This window comes from Microbacterium sp. CFBP9034, from assembly GCF_034045255.1.
Classification (GTDB): Bacteria; Actinomycetota; Actinomycetes; order Actinomycetales; family Microbacteriaceae; genus Microbacterium.
Window position 1 is genome coordinate 569,743 of sequence record NZ_JAXCWC010000002.1, and the last position, 15,265, is coordinate 585,007.

Genomic DNA, 15,265 nt, shown 5'->3' on the forward strand with positions numbered 1-15,265 from the left:
GGGGCATGCTACTCAGGCGAGCCGACTCGCGAGGCGGGGCGGGATGCCGCGACGGCGCATGTGAACCGCCGGAGGGGCCCGAGATGCGGAAGACTGCCGTGGTGCCCGTCTTCGACCACCTCGGCGTCACCGTCGACGACCTTCCGTCTGCGATCGCGCAATTCGCCCCTGTCCTCGCTGCCCTGGGATTCACTCGCTACGACGCGGAGAACGGCGTGTCGTGGCACACGGAGGGCGAGACGGAGCTGATCCTCCTCCCGGCCCGTGAAGCGGGCACCGGACCACATCGGCATGGACAGGTCGGCTGGCAGCACCTCGCCTTCGCCGTCGGCTCACGCGCCGAGGTCGACCGCCTCCACGCGGTCGCGGTCGGTGCCGGCTGGTCCGTCGTGCGCGAGCCGAAACTGTACCCGCGCTTCAACGACCGGTACTACGCGTCCTTCGTGGAGGACGACAACGGCATCCGCATCGAGTTCATGCACAACCCGCCGCGGGAGCAGTCTCCGCAGGCGGTGGTCTAGAGCGCGGACCCGACGCGGATGAGGTTTCCGCTGCTGTCGACCACCGCGAACTCGCGCATCCCGTAGTCGGTGTCCATGAGGTCAGTCACCCGGCTGGCCGTGCTGTCGTCGGCGACGACCGCAGCGCTCCACGCGTGGAAGAGTCCATCGGCGTCATCCACGAACACGTACGCTGACCCGGCGGTCCGCAACGGGCCGACCGACGGCTCGGCCATGAAGTGCAGCTCCGCCTCGCCGCGGCCGAGAATCAGGTAGTCCCACTCCGAGGTCTCGGGCAGCTGAACGGGGCAGCGCAATCAGGAGCGCACCTGCAAGGATCGATCCGTGGCCAATGACGCGTGGACGACGCGGACCCGTCCGGCAGACGCGGTCTGGCGGGAGCCGGCCCAGGGCTTCCGGCGCTGGGAGAAGTCGACCGTGCTCGGAGCAGGCGATGCTGTCTGGGAGTGGGCGCGCACCGAAGTGCTTCGGTGGGGCGTGAAGACCCGCAGCGGGTTCTCGGTGGCGCCGCCCGGCGCGGTGACGCCCCGGAGCCGGCCTGTCATCATGGCCCACCCGTTCGGCCTCTCCATCAGGGAGCCCGTGGAAGTGGTCGATGTGGTCGAGACTTCCGACCGCGTCGGCTTCGCTTACCGGACGCTGCCGGGCCACCCCGTCTCGGGTGAGGAGGCCTTCATCGTGCACCGCGACGGCGACACCGTGGTGCTGACGATCCGCTCGCTGACCCGCCCCGCACCCGGTCTTCCTTGGCGAGCGGCGTATCCCGCGCTGCTGCTGGCCCAGAGCGTTGCGCGTCGCCGATACCTGCGCGCGCTCCGCGTCCGGGCCGCGCGCTGAGCGACTCGCGGCCAGATCTCAGGCCGTGAATCTCGCCAGGAAGGCACGCGTGCGCTCCTCGCGCGGTGCGCCGAACACCTGGGCCGGGGTGCCGGCCTCGAGGATCCGGCCGCCGTCGAGGAACACGACCTGATCGGCGACGTCGCGCGCGAAGGCCATCTCGTGCGTTGCCATGACGATGGTCATCCCGTCGTCGGCCAGGGCGCGCACGAGGTCGAGAACGTCGCCCACGAGCTCGGGATCGAGCGCCGAGGTGATCTCATCGAGGAGCAGGAGATCGGGGGATGTCGCGACAGCACGCGCGATCGCCACCCGCTGCTGCTGCCCGCCGGAGAGGCGATCGGGGTGCTCTCCGGCCTTCTCTGCAAGACCCACGCGCTCCAGCAGCGCGGTGGCAGCGGCATCCGCTCGGCTCTTGGAGTACTTGTGGACGTGCCGGAGCGCGAGCGTGATGTTGTCCTTCACGGTGAGGTGCGGGAACAGGTTGTACTGCTGGAACACCACGCCGACTCGGGCGCGCACGGCGTCGGCGTCGACCCGCGGATCGCTGATGTCGGCGCCGCTCAGCCAGATGCGCCCGTCGTCGATCGGCTCGAGGAGGTTGACGGTGCGCAGAAGCGTCGACTTGCCCGAGCCGCTCGCGCCGATGAGCGCGACGACCTCGCCCGGCGCGACGTCGAGGTCGATGCCCTGGAGGACGTCATGGTCGCCGAACGACTTCCAGACGTCCTCGAGCCGGAGCACCGGATCGACGGTGCTCATACGATGCCCCCGATCTGCTCGCGGGCGCGGACGCGCGCGGTGTACCAGTCGGTCAGGCGGATGGTGGGGATCGCCAGGAGCACGAACAGCAGAGCGGCAAGGACATACGGCGTGAAGTTGAAGTACTTGGCCGTCTCGATCTGCGCCGCGCGCACGGCGTCGACGGCGCCGAGCACCGAGATGAGGCCGACGTCCTTCTGCAGCGCGACGAAGTCGTTCATGAGGGCCGGGGTCACCTTGCGGATCGCCTGCGGCACCACGACCAGCCGCATGGCCTTCCCATGGCTCAGACCCAGCGATCGGGCGGCATGCCGCTGCGAGGGATGCACCGCCTCGATGCCCGCGCGGAACACCTCGGAGACGTACGCCGAGTAGGTGAGAGTGATGGCGATCGTGCCCCACACCTCCGCGGGAACGCGCACCGGGATGAGGCCGAGCCCCGGAATCCCGAACCCGACGAGGAACAGCACGATGATCAGCGGGATGCCGCGGAACAGGTCGGTGTAGCCCGCCGCCAGCGCGCGCAGCGGCAGCCACAGCGGCCCGCGGAGGGTGCGGAGGGTGGCGAGCAGCATCCCGAAGATCAGCACCAGCACCGACGACATGGCCAGCACGCGGAGATTCAGGAGGAACCCGTCCCACACCCGCGGGATCGAGGCGACGAACACCTCCGGGTCGAAGAACTTCTCCTGCACGGCGGCCCAGCCGGGCGTGTTGATCACGAGCGCCCAGAGCACTGCCGCCAGGACGAGCGTCGAGGCGAGGCTGATCACGACCGAGCGAGCGCCCTGGCGTTTGCGGAAGGCCTGGCGCTCGAGCTCGACCGCGCTCACCGCGCGGGACGCCCCGGCAGCCCCGGCGGGTGCGCGTGTCATCCGGCCAGGCTAACGGTGCGCCGGCTCACTGCAGGAGCGGGGCCTGGCCCTCGCCTCCGAGCCACTCGCTGGCAAGCTCGTCCAGCGTGCCGTCCTGCCGGAGGGCGTCGACGGCGGCGGTCACCTCGTCGGTCAGGGGCGAGTCCTTGGCCAGGACGAAGCCGAATTGGTCGCCGGTCGAGCCTTCGGGGGTCGGCAGCTGGCCGACGAGCACGCCGTCGCTGAGCTCGACGCCCGAGATGTAGAACGCGGTGGGGAGATCCACGACGATCGCGTCGACCTGGCCGTTCTCGAGCGCCAGCTTGGCGTCGTCGTTCGTGTTGAACGCCTGCGCGCCCTGCGTCGGCTGGATGACGGACTCGATGGTGGTGAAGCTCGTCGTGCCGGTCTGCGCTCCGATGAGCAGGTCCTCAAGGTCGGCGATCGAGGTCGCCTCCGCGGCGGGGGAGTCGCCGGTCGTCACGACGACCTGAGTCGTCTCGTAGTACGGCGAGCTGAAGTCGACCGACTCCTCACGCTCGGGCGTGATGGAGAACTGCTGGAGGTTGATGTCGAAGTCCTTGGGTCCGGGCGCGATGGCTTCGTCGAACGTGGTCCGCACCCACACGACGTCTTCCTCGGCGAAGCCCAGCTGCTCCGCGACGGCGAACGCGACCGCGGCCTCGAAGCCCTCGCCGCTCTCGGGGGCGTCGTCGATCACCCACGGGTAGTAGGCCGGTTCCCCGGTGGCGATCGTGATCTTCCCCGGGGTCACCCAGCTCCCGTCGACCGCGCCCTCGGACGCCTCGCCGGAGGGGGTGCCCGATGCGCCGCCCGCGCAGCCGGTGAGGGCCAGGGCGGCGAGCGCGACGCCGACGGCGGCGGTGCGGAACGGCAGGGTGTGACGCGACATGATGCCTCCAGGAGTCGGGTGCTGTCGGCGCGCTCGTGCTGTCGGCGGCCGGGCTGGTTCCATCTTGTCGAGCGGGTCGCGTCGGGGTCTCCGCTCGCGTCGGTTTGTTACACGCTCTTCACGGATGCCGCATCCCGCCGTCGATCGCACACCGGGCTTCCGCCGCGGCCAGCGCCGCCTCCGCGCCGGCGGTCGGCGCGATCGCCACGAGCCCGCGATAGAGCCGGACGAGGGCGCCGGAGTCGAGCGAGCCGGTGCGGGCCCGGTCGCAGTGCACGGCCTGGACCGCCGCCTCGAGCTGGAATCGCCCCAGCGGACGGCCGAGGGCGGACGCGCGGCGCAACAGCCCCGCGGCCTCCGCGATGAGTGCGGCATCCCACGTCGCGGGGTCCTGCTCGTCCAGCGGCGGCCATGGCGCCGTGGTGCGGGCAGGGGCTCGCGACTGCGCGTAAGTCAGCAGGGCCGCGAGCCCCCAGGCCTCAGCCTCGTCGTCCAGCAGACCGGCGACGAGCACCGCCAGCCAGCGCGCCTCGTCGGCGAGCGACTCGCGCGGCTCGTCGCCCTGGTCCAGCCAGCCGATCGCGTAGGCACCGTAGATCGCCTCGAGCACCGACGGCAGGCGATCAGGCATGTCGGCGCGCGTCGGCACGCGGAAAGGAATCCCCGCGTCGCGGATGCGTCGCTTGGCGCGCACCAGCCGCTGAGCCATCGCCGCGGGCGCGACACCGAACGCCCGGGCGATCTGGGCGGCATCGAAACCCATCACGGCCTGGAGCATGAGCGGCGTCCGCGCCGCGGGATCGATCGCCGGGTGCGCACAGGCGAACAGCAGCTCGAGCCGCTTGTCGGGGATGCCCTCACGGCCGTCGAGCACGGCGGCGGGATCGAGCGCCGGATCGTCGGCGAGCGTCGCGGCGAGGGCATCGTCGAGGGTGACGCCCGTGCGCCGGGCCGCGGAGCCGAGGGCGTCTCGCCGGCGATTGCGTGCCACGGTGAGCAGCCACCCTTCGGGATTGGCGGGGATGCCGGCATCCGGCCACGTGCGCAGCGCCCTCTCGAACGCGTCGGCGAGGGCGTCCTCCGCGAGGGCGACGTCCCGCGTGCTCGCGACGATGAGGGCGAGCAGGTGGCCGTAAGACGCGCGGGCAGCGCGTTCGGCGACCGCTCGCACCTCGCCGTCGGTCGGCATCAGACCTCCGGCGGGGCCCAGGCTCCGTCGCGGAACCGGATGGCGGTGGGCCGGATCTCGATCGCTCCCCACGCGAGCGACGGCGCCTGGCCGGCCCAGCCGATCGCGGCGTCGAGATCGTCGACCTCGATCACGAACGTCCCGCCGAGCTGCTCCTTCGTGTCGGCGAAGGGTCCGTCCTGCACGCGCAGCGCGCCGTCGGGCGCGGTGACCGTGGTCGTGACGGCCGACGGCTGGAGCACCTCGGCCGACTGCAGCACGCCGGCGGCATCGAGCGCCTGGGCGTACGCATCGAACTCGCGCATGCCCTCGGCCAGAGCGTCGGGGCCGAGGTCGTCGGCGGACATCTCGGGGTAGTGGAGCAGAAGCGTGTAGCGCATGGTGTGGTCCTCTCGTCGGTTCAGTGCTGCGACACTGCGATGACGATCGAGGACGCCGCCGATCGACAGCCTCGCGGAATCCGCGTCAGCCCTTGCCGAGCTCGTCGAGCATCCGGCGCTGCTCTTCGGTGAGACCGTCCTGCAGCTCGCGCCGTGCGGCCCTGGACTCGGGGCTCGGAATGGCCGGGGGCGTGGCATCCGTCGTCGTCGTCGCCTTGGCTCCGCCGCCGGCCCGGTCGTACAGCGCACCCGCGTGCTCATGGACTCTGTCGTCGATCGCGTCGTAGATCGCCCAGCCGATGAGCAGGATCACCGGGGGCAGCACGTAGCCCCAGAACCATCCGCCCACGCTGACGCCCGAAAGGAAGACGGTCGCGATCCACACCAGGAGCGCCACGGCGAACGCGAGGAAGAACTCCACGAGCTTCTGACCGGCCTTGGTGCGCTGATGTGCCGACTTCGCCGCCATCGACCCGAACCACTTCACGACGAGGGGCTTGATCCAGATCTCGATCGCCGTCAGGACGATGCCGGCCCAGAGGGCGGACCATCCCACCTTCGCCGGCGTGAGGAAGCCGATGACGAGCAGCACCACGACGTTGAAGACGAGCAGCGAGACGAACCGGACGATCCATTTCTTCATGGGATCACTGTGCCATGCTCGGGCTGCCGTGCGGGAGGCCCGCCTGCTACGTGATGGAGACGAGCTCCATGATGTCGTCGTCGGGAAGCGCATCGACGATCGCCGTCACCGTCACCTCGAGAAGGTCGGCCCGGCCCGACATGACGTTCAGGAACGCGGTGTCGGCGGCATCCCGTCCCGTCGCGATGCGCACGAGCGAGGAACGGGGGGCGAGCGTCGTCGCGTCGACGGCGCGCCAGGCGCCGTCGATCCAGGCCTCGGCCACGGCGTGGAAGTCCATCGGGTACAGCCCGGGCGCGTACACCGCCGCCATGCGGGCCGGGATGCCGAGCCCGCGCAGCAGCGCGACGCACAGGTGCGCGTAGTCACGGCATACGCCCTGGCGCGCGAGCAGAGTCCGGGTGGCGCCGTCGGTGGGCAGCGACGACCCGGTGACGTACCGCAGACGCGTGCCGACCCACGACGACACGGCGCCGAGGAGCTCTGCGGCATCGGTGATGCCGGCGAACTCCGCTCCGGCGGTCGGCGCGAGGGCGTCGGACTCGGCGTAGCGGCTCGGGCGCGTGTACACGAGGAGGTCCGCCTCGGTCGCAGAGGCGGCGATCCCGGTGCCCGGGATCCGCGCGGTGTACATCACCTCGAGGCGGCCGACGCCGGAGAGCATGCGGTGCAGCCGGGTGCCGTGGGCGTCGAGCACCGAGTGGGTGTCGACCGGCGCGCCGTCCAGCGAGGCGGTGAAGATCTCCTCGGGGCCGTAGTCGCTGCTGACGGCTATCGCGAACACCAGGTCGGCGGGCTCGGTGATATCGAGGACGATCCGGCTCGAGACATCGCGCTGCATGTGTTCAGAGTGTCATGCCCGGGCGCTCGGCCTCGACCGGTTGACTTCGAGGCGCGCCGTCCGGACGGATCCGCGCCCGAGCGGTCAGTACGACGCGCGCCCGGAACCGGGCTCCTGGCCGAACCGGGTCGCGAGGGCCTCGGACCCGCGTGCGAGCAGCGCGACATCCGCCCCGACCAGGACGAAGCCGGCGCCGGCATCGAGATAGGCCCGGGCGACCTCGGGGTCGAAGGCGTTGACCCCGACCGGCTTGCCGGCTGCCCGGACGGCGTCGAACGCCCGCCGCACGGCGGCCGCGACATCCGGATGCGTCTGCTGCCCGAGCAGGCCCATCGAGGCTGCGAGATCGCTCGGGCCGACGAAAACGCCGTCGATCCCGTCGACCGCCGCGATCGCCGCAGCGGCCTCGACTCCGGTGGCGGTCTCGATCTGCACGAAGAGGGAGACGTGCTCGTCGGCGTTCTCGAGGTAGCCCTCGACGCGGTTCCAGCGTGCCGAGCGTGCGAGCGCGGAGCCCACGCCGCGACCGCCGCGCGGGGGATAGCGGACGGCGGCGACCAGCGTCGCCGCCTCCTCCGCCGAGGACACCATCGGCACGAGGATGTTCTGCGCTCCGATGTCGAGCACCTGCTTGAGCGTCACCACGTCGCCGATCGGCACGCGGACGACGGGGGTCACCGGGTACGCGGCGACCGCCTGCAGCTGGGCGAGCGCGGACTCCAGCCCGTTCGGGGAGTGCTCCATGTCGATGAGGAGCCAATCCAGCCCCGCACCCGCGCAGATCTCGGCCACGAGCGGCGAGCCGGAGCACACCCACATGCCGATGAGCGGGCGGTCGGCCTCGTCGAGCGCATGGCGGAAAGTCGGCATCAGACGAAGCGACATGTGATCCTCCCCATCGGTCCGTAGTCGCACAGCACCTCGTCGCCGCGCTCGACCCACATGGGGGGTGTGAACGATCCTGCCAGGATGATCTCGCCCGACTCGAGCCGGGCGCCGTGCTGGTGGAACTTGTTCGCGAGCCAGGCGACTCCGGTCGCGGGGTGGTCGAGTACGCCCGCGGCGACGCCCGTCTCGGTGATCTCGCCGTTGCGGTAGAGCAGGCCCGGGATCCAGCGCAGGTCGATCTCGTCCGGGCGCTTGCGCACGTCGCCGAGCACCATCGCGCCATAGGCGGCGTTGTCGGAGATCGTGTCGACGATCGTGCGCCCTTCGAGCTCGATGTGCGAGTTGAGCACCTCGAGTGCGGGGACCACGTAGTCCGTCGCGCGCAGGACGTCGTCGAGCGAGCAGTCCGGCCCTTCCAGCGGCTCCCGGAGGACGAAGGCGAGCTCGACCTCGATCCGCACATTGGAGAAGCGGTCGACCGCGATCTCGGAGCCCGTCGGGAACACCGTGTCGTCGAACATCACGCCGTAGTCCGGCTCGGTGATGCCGGTCGCCGCCTGCATGGCCTTGGACGTCAGGCCGATCTTCCGCCCGACCAGGGTGCGGCCCGCCGCGACGTTCTTGTCGCGCCAGACACCCTGGATCGCGTAGGAGTCCTCGATCGTCGCGTCGGGGTACCGCGCCGTGATGCGAGGGATCACACCGTGGGTGCGATCGGCCTCGGCGAGCTCATCGGCGATCGCGGCGATCTGCTCGGGTGACAGCATCCGTCCTCCTTCGTGGTCAGGGTAGCGCCCGAGCTCAGAGCTGGTGGCCGAGCTTGTACTCGCCCTGCTTCCACGACGGCAGCGACTCGGGTGCGTCGTCGGGCCGGGTGTACGAGAAGCCGTCGGCGCCGATCGTGACCGCCATCTCGGAGTCGTCCGTGCGGGACACGAGAGGCTGGGGGTTGCCGTCCAGGTCGAGCACGAGCGAGGCCTCGGTGTACCAGGACGGCACGACGGGGTTGCCCCACCAGTCGCGGCGCTGGTTGTCGTGCACGTCCCACGTCACCACGGGGTTATCGGGGTCGCCGGTGTAGTAGTCCTGCGTGTAGATCTCGACACGGTGGCCGTCGGGGTCCCGGAGGTAGAGGTAGAAGGCGTTCGAGACGCCGTGGCGGCCGGGACCGCGTTCGATGGCGTCGGAGCGGCGCAGGGCGCCGAGCTTGTCGCAGATCGCGATGATGTTGTGCTTCTCGTGCGTGGCGAACGCGACGTGGTGCATACGGGGGCCGTCCCCGCCCGTCATGGCCGTGTCGTGCACGGTGGGCTTGCGCCGCATCCACGCGGCGTAGACCGTGCCCGCATCGTCCTGGATGTCCTCGGTCACGCGGAAGCCGAGGTCCTCCATGTACGCCACCGCGCGCGGCACGTCCGGCGTCACCTGGTTGAAGTGGTCGAGCCGCACCAGCTCGCCCGGCGTGTGCAGGTCGTAGCGCCAAGAGAGACGCTCGACGTGCTCGGTCTGGAAGAAGAACTCGTACGGGAAGCCGAGCGGGTCCTCGACGCGGACGGAGTCGCCGATGCCCTTCGTGAAGCCCTCCGGACGACGCTCGACGCGGCATCCGAGCTCCTCGTAGAACGCCACCGCCCTGTCGAGATCCGCCGTGGTGCGCACACGGTACGAGAACGCCGCCACGGCCGCGACAGGTCCCTTGCGCAGGACGAGGTTGTGGTGGATGAACTCGTCGGTCGACCGGAGGTAGATCGCGTCGTCGTCCTCCTCGGTGACATGCAGCCCGAGCACGTCGACGTAGAAGACGCGGGATGCCGCGAGATCGGTGACGACGAGCTCCATGTACGCGCAGCGCAGCACGTCGGGAGCCGGTGCCGTGGGCGTCGGGATGCGGTTGGTCGCGTGGATCGGGGAATCCGCGGTGACGACGGGTTCGGGGGTGTTCGTGGTCATGTCAGCGTCCTTGCTTCCGGAATCGGGGGTCAGTGGGCGGGCGCGGAGGCCTTGCCGAACGTCGGGTTGTGCGCCGGGCCGAGCGTGATGTGCACGGCCTGCTGGTCGGTGTAGAAGTCGATCGAGCGGTAGCCGCCCTCGTGGCCGAGGCCGGACGCCTTCACCCCGCCGAACGGCGTGCGGAGGTCACGGACGTTGTTCGAGTTGAGCCACACCATCCCGGCCTCGATCGCCTGCGAGAAGTTGTGGGCGCGGCGGAGGTCGCTCGTCCACACGTAGGCGGCGAGGCCGTACTTCACCCCGTTCGCGAGGGCGAGGGCCTCTTCGTCCGTGTCGAACGGGGTGATGGCGACCACGGGGCCGAAGATCTCCTCCTGGAAGATGCGGGCGTCGGGGGAGACGTCGGCGAAGACGGTCGGCGCGACGTAGTTGCCGGTCTCGGGGAAGCCCTCGGGGCGGCCGCCGCCGGCGACGAGCCGCGCCTCGGACTTGCCGATCTCGATGTAGCTCATGACCTTGTCGTAGTGCTCGGGGTGCACGAGCGCGCCGACCTCGGTGGCCGGGTTCTGCGGATCTCCGACGACGACCCGCGACGCCTGGGCGGCGTAGCGCTCGACGAACTCGTCGTAGACCTCGCGCTGCACCAGGATGCGCGAACCCGCGGTGCAGCGCTCGCCGTTGAGCGAGAAGACGCCGAAGATCGTCGCGTCGATCGCGGCCTCGAGGTCGGCGTCGGCGAATACGATCGCGGGCGACTTGCCGCCGAGCTCCATCGAGAGGCCCTTCAGGAAGGGCGCCGCGTTGGCGAAGATTAGCTGGCCGGTGCGGCTCTCGCCCGTGAAGGAGATGAGGGGGACATCCGGATGCTTCACCAGGGCGTCGCCGGCATCCTCGCCGAGTCCGTTCACCAGGTTGAACACGCCCTTCGGCAGCCCGGCCTCCTCGAAGATCCCGGCCCACAGCGACGCCGACAGCGGCGTGAACTCGGCGGGCTTCAGCACGACGGTGTTGCCGGTGGCGAGCGCGGGACCGAGCTTCCACGACTCGAGCATGAACGGCGTGTTCCAGGGCGTGATGAGCCCCGCGACGCCGATCGGCTTGCGGTTGACGTAGTTCAGCTGGCGGCCCGGAACCTTGAAGGCATCGTCGGTCTGCGCCACGATCAGGTCGGCGAAGAAGCGGAAGTTCTCCGCCGCCCGGCGGGCCTGGCCGAGCGCCTGGGTGATCGGCAGGCCGGAGTCGAACGACTCGAGCTCGGCCAGACGGGCGTCGCGCGACTCGACGAGGTCGGCGATCCGGTGCAGGATCCGCGAGCGTTCGCGCGGCAGCATCCGGGGCCACGGCCCCTCGGTGAACGCGCGCCGGGCGGCCGAGACGGCCCGGTCGACGTCGGCCTTCTTGCCGGCGGCGGCCTGCAGGTATGTCTTGTTCGTGACGGGATCGAGCACGTCGAACGTGGCGCCGTCCACTGAGTCGACGAACTCGCCGTCGATGTAGTGCTGGATGCGGGTGGGCAGGTCGGCGGGCACGTGGCGCTCGCCGGCGAGCGTGTCGGTGTGGGTCATGGGGTGCTCCTTCGCGGGAGGGTCAGAACGCCGGGAGGCCGAGGGCCTCGTCGGGGTGCTCGTGGATCATGTAGGCGTCGAGGGTCGCCGAGCGGTGGCGTCGGGCGGCCTTCTCGATCTCGCCGAGCGGCGCGCTCGACTCGATGAGCTGCAGGATGTTCTCGTGTTCGCGCACCGACTCCGCGGCGCGGCCGGGGACGAAGCTGAACGTCGAGTCGCGCAGATGCCCGAGGCGTGCCCACTCGCCGTGCACGAGGTCGAGCATGCGCGGGTTGGCGCACTTCTCGTAGAGCGCGGCATGGAAGTCCTGGTTGAGCCCGGTGAAGGCGCGGGGATCGAAGTGCTCGAGTGTCTCGATCATGAGGCCGTTGATGTGCCGGGCCCGCTGGATGTCGTCGACGGTCAGCCGTCGGGCGGCGAGGGCGGTCGCAGCCCCCTCGAGGATCGACAGCGACTGCATGCTGAAGCGGTAATGGGTGTCGTCGACCATCGACACGCGGGCACCGACGTTGCGCTCGAACATCACGAGTCCCTCTGCCTCGAGCTGGCGGATCGCCTCGCGCACCGGCACGACGCTCATGTCGAGCTCACCGGCGATCGAGCCGAGCACGAGGCGGTAGCCGGGGCTGAACTCCTGCGACGCGATGCGTCCCTTGATCCAGCGGTAGGCCTGCTGCGACTTGCTCAGCGTCGCGGTCTCGGCGGACGTCAGTTCGTCTCGCGCCATGCGCGGTACCTCCCCTGCCACTCCTCGTTCATGGGGAAGAGCCCGTCGATCGGATGCCCCTCCGCGACGCGCTGCGCGATCCAGGCGTCTTCGTCCTCCTGCGCGAGCGTCGCGTCGACGATCTCCTCGACGAGCCCCGGGGGGATCACGATCACCCCGTCCGCGTCGCCGACGATGATGTCGCCGGGCTGCACGGTGGTGCCGCCGCACGCGATCGTGACGTCGTGGTCCCACGGCACGTGCTTTCGCCCGAGCACCGCGGGGTGGGCGCCGGCGGAGTACACCGCGATGCCGACCGCGGCGACGGCCTCGGCATCCCGCACCCCGCCGTCGGTGACGATGCCGGCGGCGCCGCGGGCGTGTGCCCGGATCGCGAGGATGTCGCCGAGCGTGCCCGAGCCGGTCTCGCCCCGAGCCTCGATGACGATGACCTCGCCGTCGCCGACGCTGTCGAACGCCCGCTTCTGCGCGTTGTAGCCGCCGCCGTGCGACGCGAAGAGATCCTCGCGGTTCGGCACGAAGCGCAGGGTGCGGGCGGTGCCGACGAGCTTGGATCCCGGATGCTGCGCCCGGACCCCGTCGATCGTCACGTTGTTCAGCCCGCGCTTGCGCAGCTGGCCCGAGAGTCCGGCGACCGGGGCGGCTTCGAGCTTGGCGCGGAGCTCGGGTGACAGGCCCGGTCGGGTGTCGTCGGCGGGAAGCCCGGCGGCCTCGCGCGACCCCCAGGCCTCGGTGCGCTGCACATCGTCGACGGCCGGGAGGGACCCGAGCGCGGGGTCGAACGCCGCCGAGCCCTGGACGACGGTCGTGACCAGCCGGCCGGAGGACTCCCCCCCGGGGACGTCCACCTCGACCTCGACGACATCGCCCGGCACCGCGACCGAAGAGCCTGCGGGGGTGCCGGTGAGGATCACGTCGCCGCGCTCGAGGGTGAAGTGCTGCGAGAGATCGGCGACCAGCTGCGCGAGGGGGAAGAGCAGACCCGCGGTGCTGTCGTCCTGGACGACGACGCCGTTCAGCCACGTGCGCACGCGCAGCTTCGCCGGGTCGATCGCGCGGGCGTCGAGCAGGGAAGGGCCGATCGGAGTGAACCCGTCGCCGCCCTTCGACCGCACGTTGGATCCCTTGTCGTTCGCCCGGAGGTCGTACAGCCCGAAGTCGTTGGCGGCGGTCACCCAGGCGACACGGCTCCAGGCCTCATCGATGGTCACGCGGCGTGCGGGGGCTCCGATCACGAGGGCGATCTCCCCCTCGAAGGCGAGCAGCTCGGTGCCCTCCGGCCGCTCGATCGTGCTTCCGGATGCCGCGACCGAGCTGGACGGCTTGAAGAAGTACGACGGATGCTGCGGCCGCCGTCCGCGCTGATCCGCGCGGGAGGCGTAGCTGAGGTGGATGGCGACGATCTTGCCGGGCCGCGCGGGGAGCGCGGCGAACCGGGTATCGGGGGCCGCGGCACCGGCGGTCGTGGCGACCGGCGTGTTCTGGTCCATCAGAGCATCCTCACTCTTGCGTCGTATCCGAAATCGTATATCATCGTGTCACATCCGGCAACCATCCCCTCAGGATGCTCGCCGGCGGACGAAGTCGTCACCTCAGACACAGGAGTCACCCATGAGCACATCGCAGCCTGACCAGGGCTTCACGCCCACAGGCACCATCGCCAGCCCCGTCGATCGACGCCGGGTCGTCTTCGCGACCGTGGTCGGAACCACCGTCGAGTGGTACGACTTCTTCATCTACGCGACCGCGGTCGGACTCGTCTTCGGCCAGCTGTTCTTCGCACCCCTCGGCGCGAACAGCGCGATCGTCGCCTTCGCGACCGTCGGCGTCAGCTTCCTCTTCCGGCCCCTCGGCGCCTTCCTCGCCGGCCACTTCGGCGACAAGTACGGTCGCAAGGTCGTGCTGATGTGGACGCTGATCCTGATGGGCGCGGCCACGGCCCTGATCGGCGTGCTGCCGACCTACGAGGCCATCGGCGTCTGGGCGCCCATCTTCCTGGTGCTCCTGCGCATCCTGCAGGGCATCTCCGCCGGCGGCGAGTGGGGCGGCGCCGTCCTCATGGCCGTCGAGCACGCGCCGAAGACGCGCCGTGGTGCGTTCGGCGCCTCGCCGCAGATCGGCGTGCCGCTCGGCCTGCTCCTCGCGTCGGGCGTCATGGCCGTCATGGCGACGATCGCGCCGGGCGACGCCTTCCTCGAGTGGGGCTGGCGCATCCCGTTCCTGCTGAGCGTCGTGCTGATCTTCATCGGCTGGTACGTCCGCCGGCGCGTCGAGGAGAGCCCCGTGTTCACCGAGCTCGCGGCACGCAAGGAGAAGGCGAAGACGCCGATCGTCCAGCTGTTCCGCAAGCACGCGCTGCTCGTGCTCATCGCCGCGCTCGTGTTCGCCGGCAACAACGCGGTCGGCTACATGACGACCGGAGGCTACATCCAGAACTACGCGACCGACGAGGCCGGCCCGCTCGGACTCGAGCGCAGCCCCGTGCTGTGGGCTGTCGCCGGCTCGGCGGTGACCTGGCTGCTCTCGACGCTGGCCGCGGGCTTCCTCTCCGACCGCATCGGCCGGCGGACGACCTACCTCATCGGGTGGATGCTGCAGCTCGCCGGCGTCTTCCTGCTCTTCCCGCTCGTCAACACGGGGGACATCTGGCTGCTGTTCGCCGGGCTCGCGATCCTGACGGTCGGCCTCGGGTTCACCTACGGGCCCCAGGCCGCGCTGTACTCCGAGCTCTTCCCGGCATCCATCCGCTTCTCGGGCGTCTCGATCTCGTACGCGATCGGCGCGATCATCGGCGGCGCGTTCGCACCCACCATCGCGGCCGCGCTGGTGAAGGCGACGGGTTCGACGATGTCGGTGACCTGGTACCTCGCGGGCATGACGATCATCGGGCTCATCGCGACGCTGCTGCTGCGCGACCGCTCGGGCATCCCCCTCGGCCCCGACCACGAGGCGGAGCAGTCGGTCAGTCCGATCTACGGCATGGCCAAGGTCTGAGCCTCTGGAACCCCGCCCCGCTCGCCGGGGCGGGGTTCTTCTCTGCACGGCTCCGGGTTCGCCGCAGTCGGCTCGCGGCATCCGGTGGCTCTTCCTCGCCGAGGGCACACACATTGCCCGAGAGCACATCGTTTGCACGGGGAAACCATGTGCGCTCGTGCAAACTATGTGCTCTCGCGGAGATGGGTACGGGCACGCGCG

At 70.4% G+C, this 15,265-nt stretch carries 17 protein-coding genes; 3 read left to right on the plus strand and 14 right to left on the minus strand.

All coding sequences use genetic code 11. From position 1 onward, the window contains the following. The first annotated feature begins 83 nt into the window (after nucleotides 1–83). Entirely contained in the window at nucleotides 84–521 is a 438-nt protein-coding gene (locus SOM19_RS13850) for a VOC family protein (RefSeq protein WP_320487182.1), read from the plus strand. Here the strand turns inward: SOM19_RS13850 and SOM19_RS13855 are convergent. Then, nucleotides 518–817 (minus strand): bleomycin resistance protein, encoded by a 300-nt coding sequence (locus SOM19_RS13855; RefSeq protein WP_320487183.1) that lies wholly within the window; start codon nucleotides 815–817, stop codon nucleotides 518–520. The two genes, SOM19_RS13850 and SOM19_RS13855, sit on opposite strands and share 4 nt — an antisense overlap. 28 nt (nucleotides 818–845) lie before the next feature. Between SOM19_RS13855 and SOM19_RS13860 the strand changes: the two genes are divergently transcribed. Further along, complete coding sequence (locus SOM19_RS13860; protein ID WP_320487184.1) at nucleotides 846–1,358, plus strand: DUF1990 family protein; 513 nt, start codon at nucleotides 846–848, stop codon at nucleotides 1,356–1,358. Nucleotides 1,359–1,376: 18 nt separating this feature from the next. Here SOM19_RS13860 and SOM19_RS13865 read toward each other — a convergent pair whose 3' ends face one another. From SOM19_RS13865 to SOM19_RS13925, 13 genes are all read right to left on the minus strand, one after another. Further along, on the minus strand, nucleotides 1,377–2,120 hold the full coding sequence (locus tag SOM19_RS13865; protein WP_320487185.1) for an amino acid ABC transporter ATP-binding protein: 744 nt from the start codon (nucleotides 2,118–2,120) through the stop codon (nucleotides 1,377–1,379). Then, nucleotides 2,117–2,995 (minus strand): amino acid ABC transporter permease, encoded by an 879-nt coding sequence (locus tag SOM19_RS13870; protein ID WP_320487186.1) that lies wholly within the window; start codon nucleotides 2,993–2,995, stop codon nucleotides 2,117–2,119. The genes SOM19_RS13865 and SOM19_RS13870 overlap by 4 nt, the downstream gene beginning before the upstream one ends. Nucleotides 2,996–3,020: 25 nt before the next feature. Beyond that, nucleotides 3,021–3,887 carry an ABC transporter substrate-binding protein gene (locus SOM19_RS13875; RefSeq protein WP_320487187.1) on the minus strand — a complete coding sequence of 289 codons (867 nt, stop codon included), beginning with the start codon at nucleotides 3,885–3,887 and terminating at the stop codon, nucleotides 3,021–3,023. Between the two features lie 118 nt (nucleotides 3,888–4,005). After that, nucleotides 4,006–5,076 (minus strand): RNA polymerase sigma factor, encoded by a 1,071-nt coding sequence (locus SOM19_RS13880; RefSeq protein WP_320487188.1) that lies wholly within the window; start codon nucleotides 5,074–5,076, stop codon nucleotides 4,006–4,008. Continuing rightward, on the minus strand, nucleotides 5,076–5,456 hold the full coding sequence (locus SOM19_RS13885) for a YciI family protein (protein ID WP_320487189.1): 381 nt from the start codon (nucleotides 5,454–5,456) through the stop codon (nucleotides 5,076–5,078). Before SOM19_RS13885 ends, SOM19_RS13880 begins: the two co-directional genes overlap by 1 nt. 85 nt (nucleotides 5,457–5,541) lie before the next feature. Then, complete coding sequence (locus SOM19_RS13890) at nucleotides 5,542–6,099, minus strand: hypothetical protein (protein ID WP_320487190.1); 558 nt, start codon at nucleotides 6,097–6,099, stop codon at nucleotides 5,542–5,544. Nucleotides 6,100–6,145: 46 nt separating this feature from the next. Further along, nucleotides 6,146–6,940 (minus strand): transglutaminase-like domain-containing protein, encoded by a 795-nt coding sequence (locus SOM19_RS13895; RefSeq protein ID WP_320487191.1) that lies wholly within the window; start codon nucleotides 6,938–6,940, stop codon nucleotides 6,146–6,148. Between the two features lie 84 nt (nucleotides 6,941–7,024). Next, the gene (locus SOM19_RS13900) at nucleotides 7,025–7,825 is read right to left on the minus strand and encodes an HpcH/HpaI aldolase family protein (RefSeq protein ID WP_320487192.1); all 801 of its coding nucleotides are present in this window, start codon (nucleotides 7,823–7,825) and stop codon (nucleotides 7,025–7,027) included. Beyond that, complete coding sequence (locus tag SOM19_RS13905; protein WP_320487193.1) at nucleotides 7,810–8,595, minus strand: fumarylacetoacetate hydrolase family protein; 786 nt, start codon at nucleotides 8,593–8,595, stop codon at nucleotides 7,810–7,812. The genes SOM19_RS13900 and SOM19_RS13905 overlap by 16 nt, the downstream gene beginning before the upstream one ends. 34 nt (nucleotides 8,596–8,629) lie before the next feature. Beyond that, nucleotides 8,630–9,778 carry a 3,4-dihydroxyphenylacetate 2,3-dioxygenase gene (hpaD, locus tag SOM19_RS13910; RefSeq protein WP_320487194.1) on the minus strand — a complete coding sequence of 383 codons (1,149 nt, stop codon included), beginning with the start codon at nucleotides 9,776–9,778 and terminating at the stop codon, nucleotides 8,630–8,632. A 29-nt stretch (nucleotides 9,779–9,807) separates the two neighbouring features. Next, nucleotides 9,808–11,343, minus strand: a complete 1,536-nt coding sequence (gene hpaE / locus SOM19_RS13915) for a 5-carboxymethyl-2-hydroxymuconate semialdehyde dehydrogenase (RefSeq protein WP_320487195.1) — start codon at nucleotides 11,341–11,343, stop codon at nucleotides 9,808–9,810. Nucleotides 11,344–11,365: 22 nt separating this feature from the next. Beyond that, complete coding sequence (locus SOM19_RS13920) at nucleotides 11,366–12,070, minus strand: GntR family transcriptional regulator (protein WP_320487196.1); 705 nt, start codon at nucleotides 12,068–12,070, stop codon at nucleotides 11,366–11,368. After that, nucleotides 12,052–13,560, minus strand: coding sequence for a fumarylacetoacetate hydrolase family protein (locus SOM19_RS13925; RefSeq protein ID WP_320487197.1), 1,509 nt, complete (start codon nucleotides 13,558–13,560; stop codon nucleotides 12,052–12,054). Before SOM19_RS13925 ends, SOM19_RS13920 begins: the two co-directional genes overlap by 19 nt. A 121-nt stretch (nucleotides 13,561–13,681) precedes the next feature. Between SOM19_RS13925 and SOM19_RS13930 the strand changes: the two genes are divergently transcribed. After that, a complete protein-coding gene (locus tag SOM19_RS13930; protein WP_320487198.1) occupies nucleotides 13,682–15,064 on the plus strand; it encodes an MFS transporter in 1,383 nt (460 codons plus the stop codon). The last annotated feature ends 201 nt before the right edge of the window (nucleotides 15,065–15,265 follow it).

What these genes read in the sequence shown, in the direction of transcription:
- SOM19_RS13850 (WP_320487182.1), top strand. Translation starts at nt 84, where the DNA reads ATGCGGAAGACTGCCGTGGTGCCCGTCTTCGACCACCTCGGCGTCACC.
- SOM19_RS13865 (WP_320487185.1), bottom strand. Translation starts at nt 2,120, where the DNA reads ATGAGCACCGTCGATCCGGTGCTCCGGCTCGAGGACGTCTGGAAGTCG.
- SOM19_RS13870 (WP_320487186.1), bottom strand. Translation starts at nt 2,995, where the DNA reads ATGACACGCGCACCCGCCGGGGCTGCCGGGGCGTCCCGCGCGGTGAGC.
- SOM19_RS13875 (WP_320487187.1), bottom strand. Translation starts at nt 3,887, where the DNA reads ATGTCGCGTCACACCCTGCCGTTCCGCACCGCCGCCGTCGGCGTCGCG.
- SOM19_RS13880 (WP_320487188.1), bottom strand. Translation starts at nt 5,076, where the DNA reads ATGCCGACCGACGGCGAGGTGCGAGCGGTCGCCGAACGCGCTGCCCGC.
- SOM19_RS13885 (WP_320487189.1), bottom strand. Translation starts at nt 5,456, where the DNA reads ATGCGCTACACGCTTCTGCTCCACTACCCCGAGATGTCCGCCGACGAC.
- SOM19_RS13890 (WP_320487190.1), bottom strand. Translation starts at nt 6,099, where the DNA reads ATGAAGAAATGGATCGTCCGGTTCGTCTCGCTGCTCGTCTTCAACGTC.
- SOM19_RS13895 (WP_320487191.1), bottom strand. Translation starts at nt 6,940, where the DNA reads ATGCAGCGCGATGTCTCGAGCCGGATCGTCCTCGATATCACCGAGCCC.
- SOM19_RS13900 (WP_320487192.1), bottom strand. Translation starts at nt 7,825, where the DNA reads ATGTCGCTTCGTCTGATGCCGACTTTCCGCCATGCGCTCGACGAGGCC.
- SOM19_RS13905 (WP_320487193.1), bottom strand. Translation starts at nt 8,595, where the DNA reads ATGCTGTCACCCGAGCAGATCGCCGCGATCGCCGATGAGCTCGCCGAG.
- hpaD (WP_320487194.1), bottom strand. Translation starts at nt 9,778, where the DNA reads ATGACCACGAACACCCCCGAACCCGTCGTCACCGCGGATTCCCCGATC.
- hpaE (WP_320487195.1), bottom strand. Translation starts at nt 11,343, where the DNA reads ATGACCCACACCGACACGCTCGCCGGCGAGCGCCACGTGCCCGCCGAC.
- SOM19_RS13920 (WP_320487196.1), bottom strand. Translation starts at nt 12,070, where the DNA reads ATGGCGCGAGACGAACTGACGTCCGCCGAGACCGCGACGCTGAGCAAG.
- SOM19_RS13925 (WP_320487197.1), bottom strand. Translation starts at nt 13,560, where the DNA reads ATGGACCAGAACACGCCGGTCGCCACGACCGCCGGTGCCGCGGCCCCC.
- SOM19_RS13930 (WP_320487198.1), top strand. Translation starts at nt 13,682, where the DNA reads ATGAGCACATCGCAGCCTGACCAGGGCTTCACGCCCACAGGCACCATC.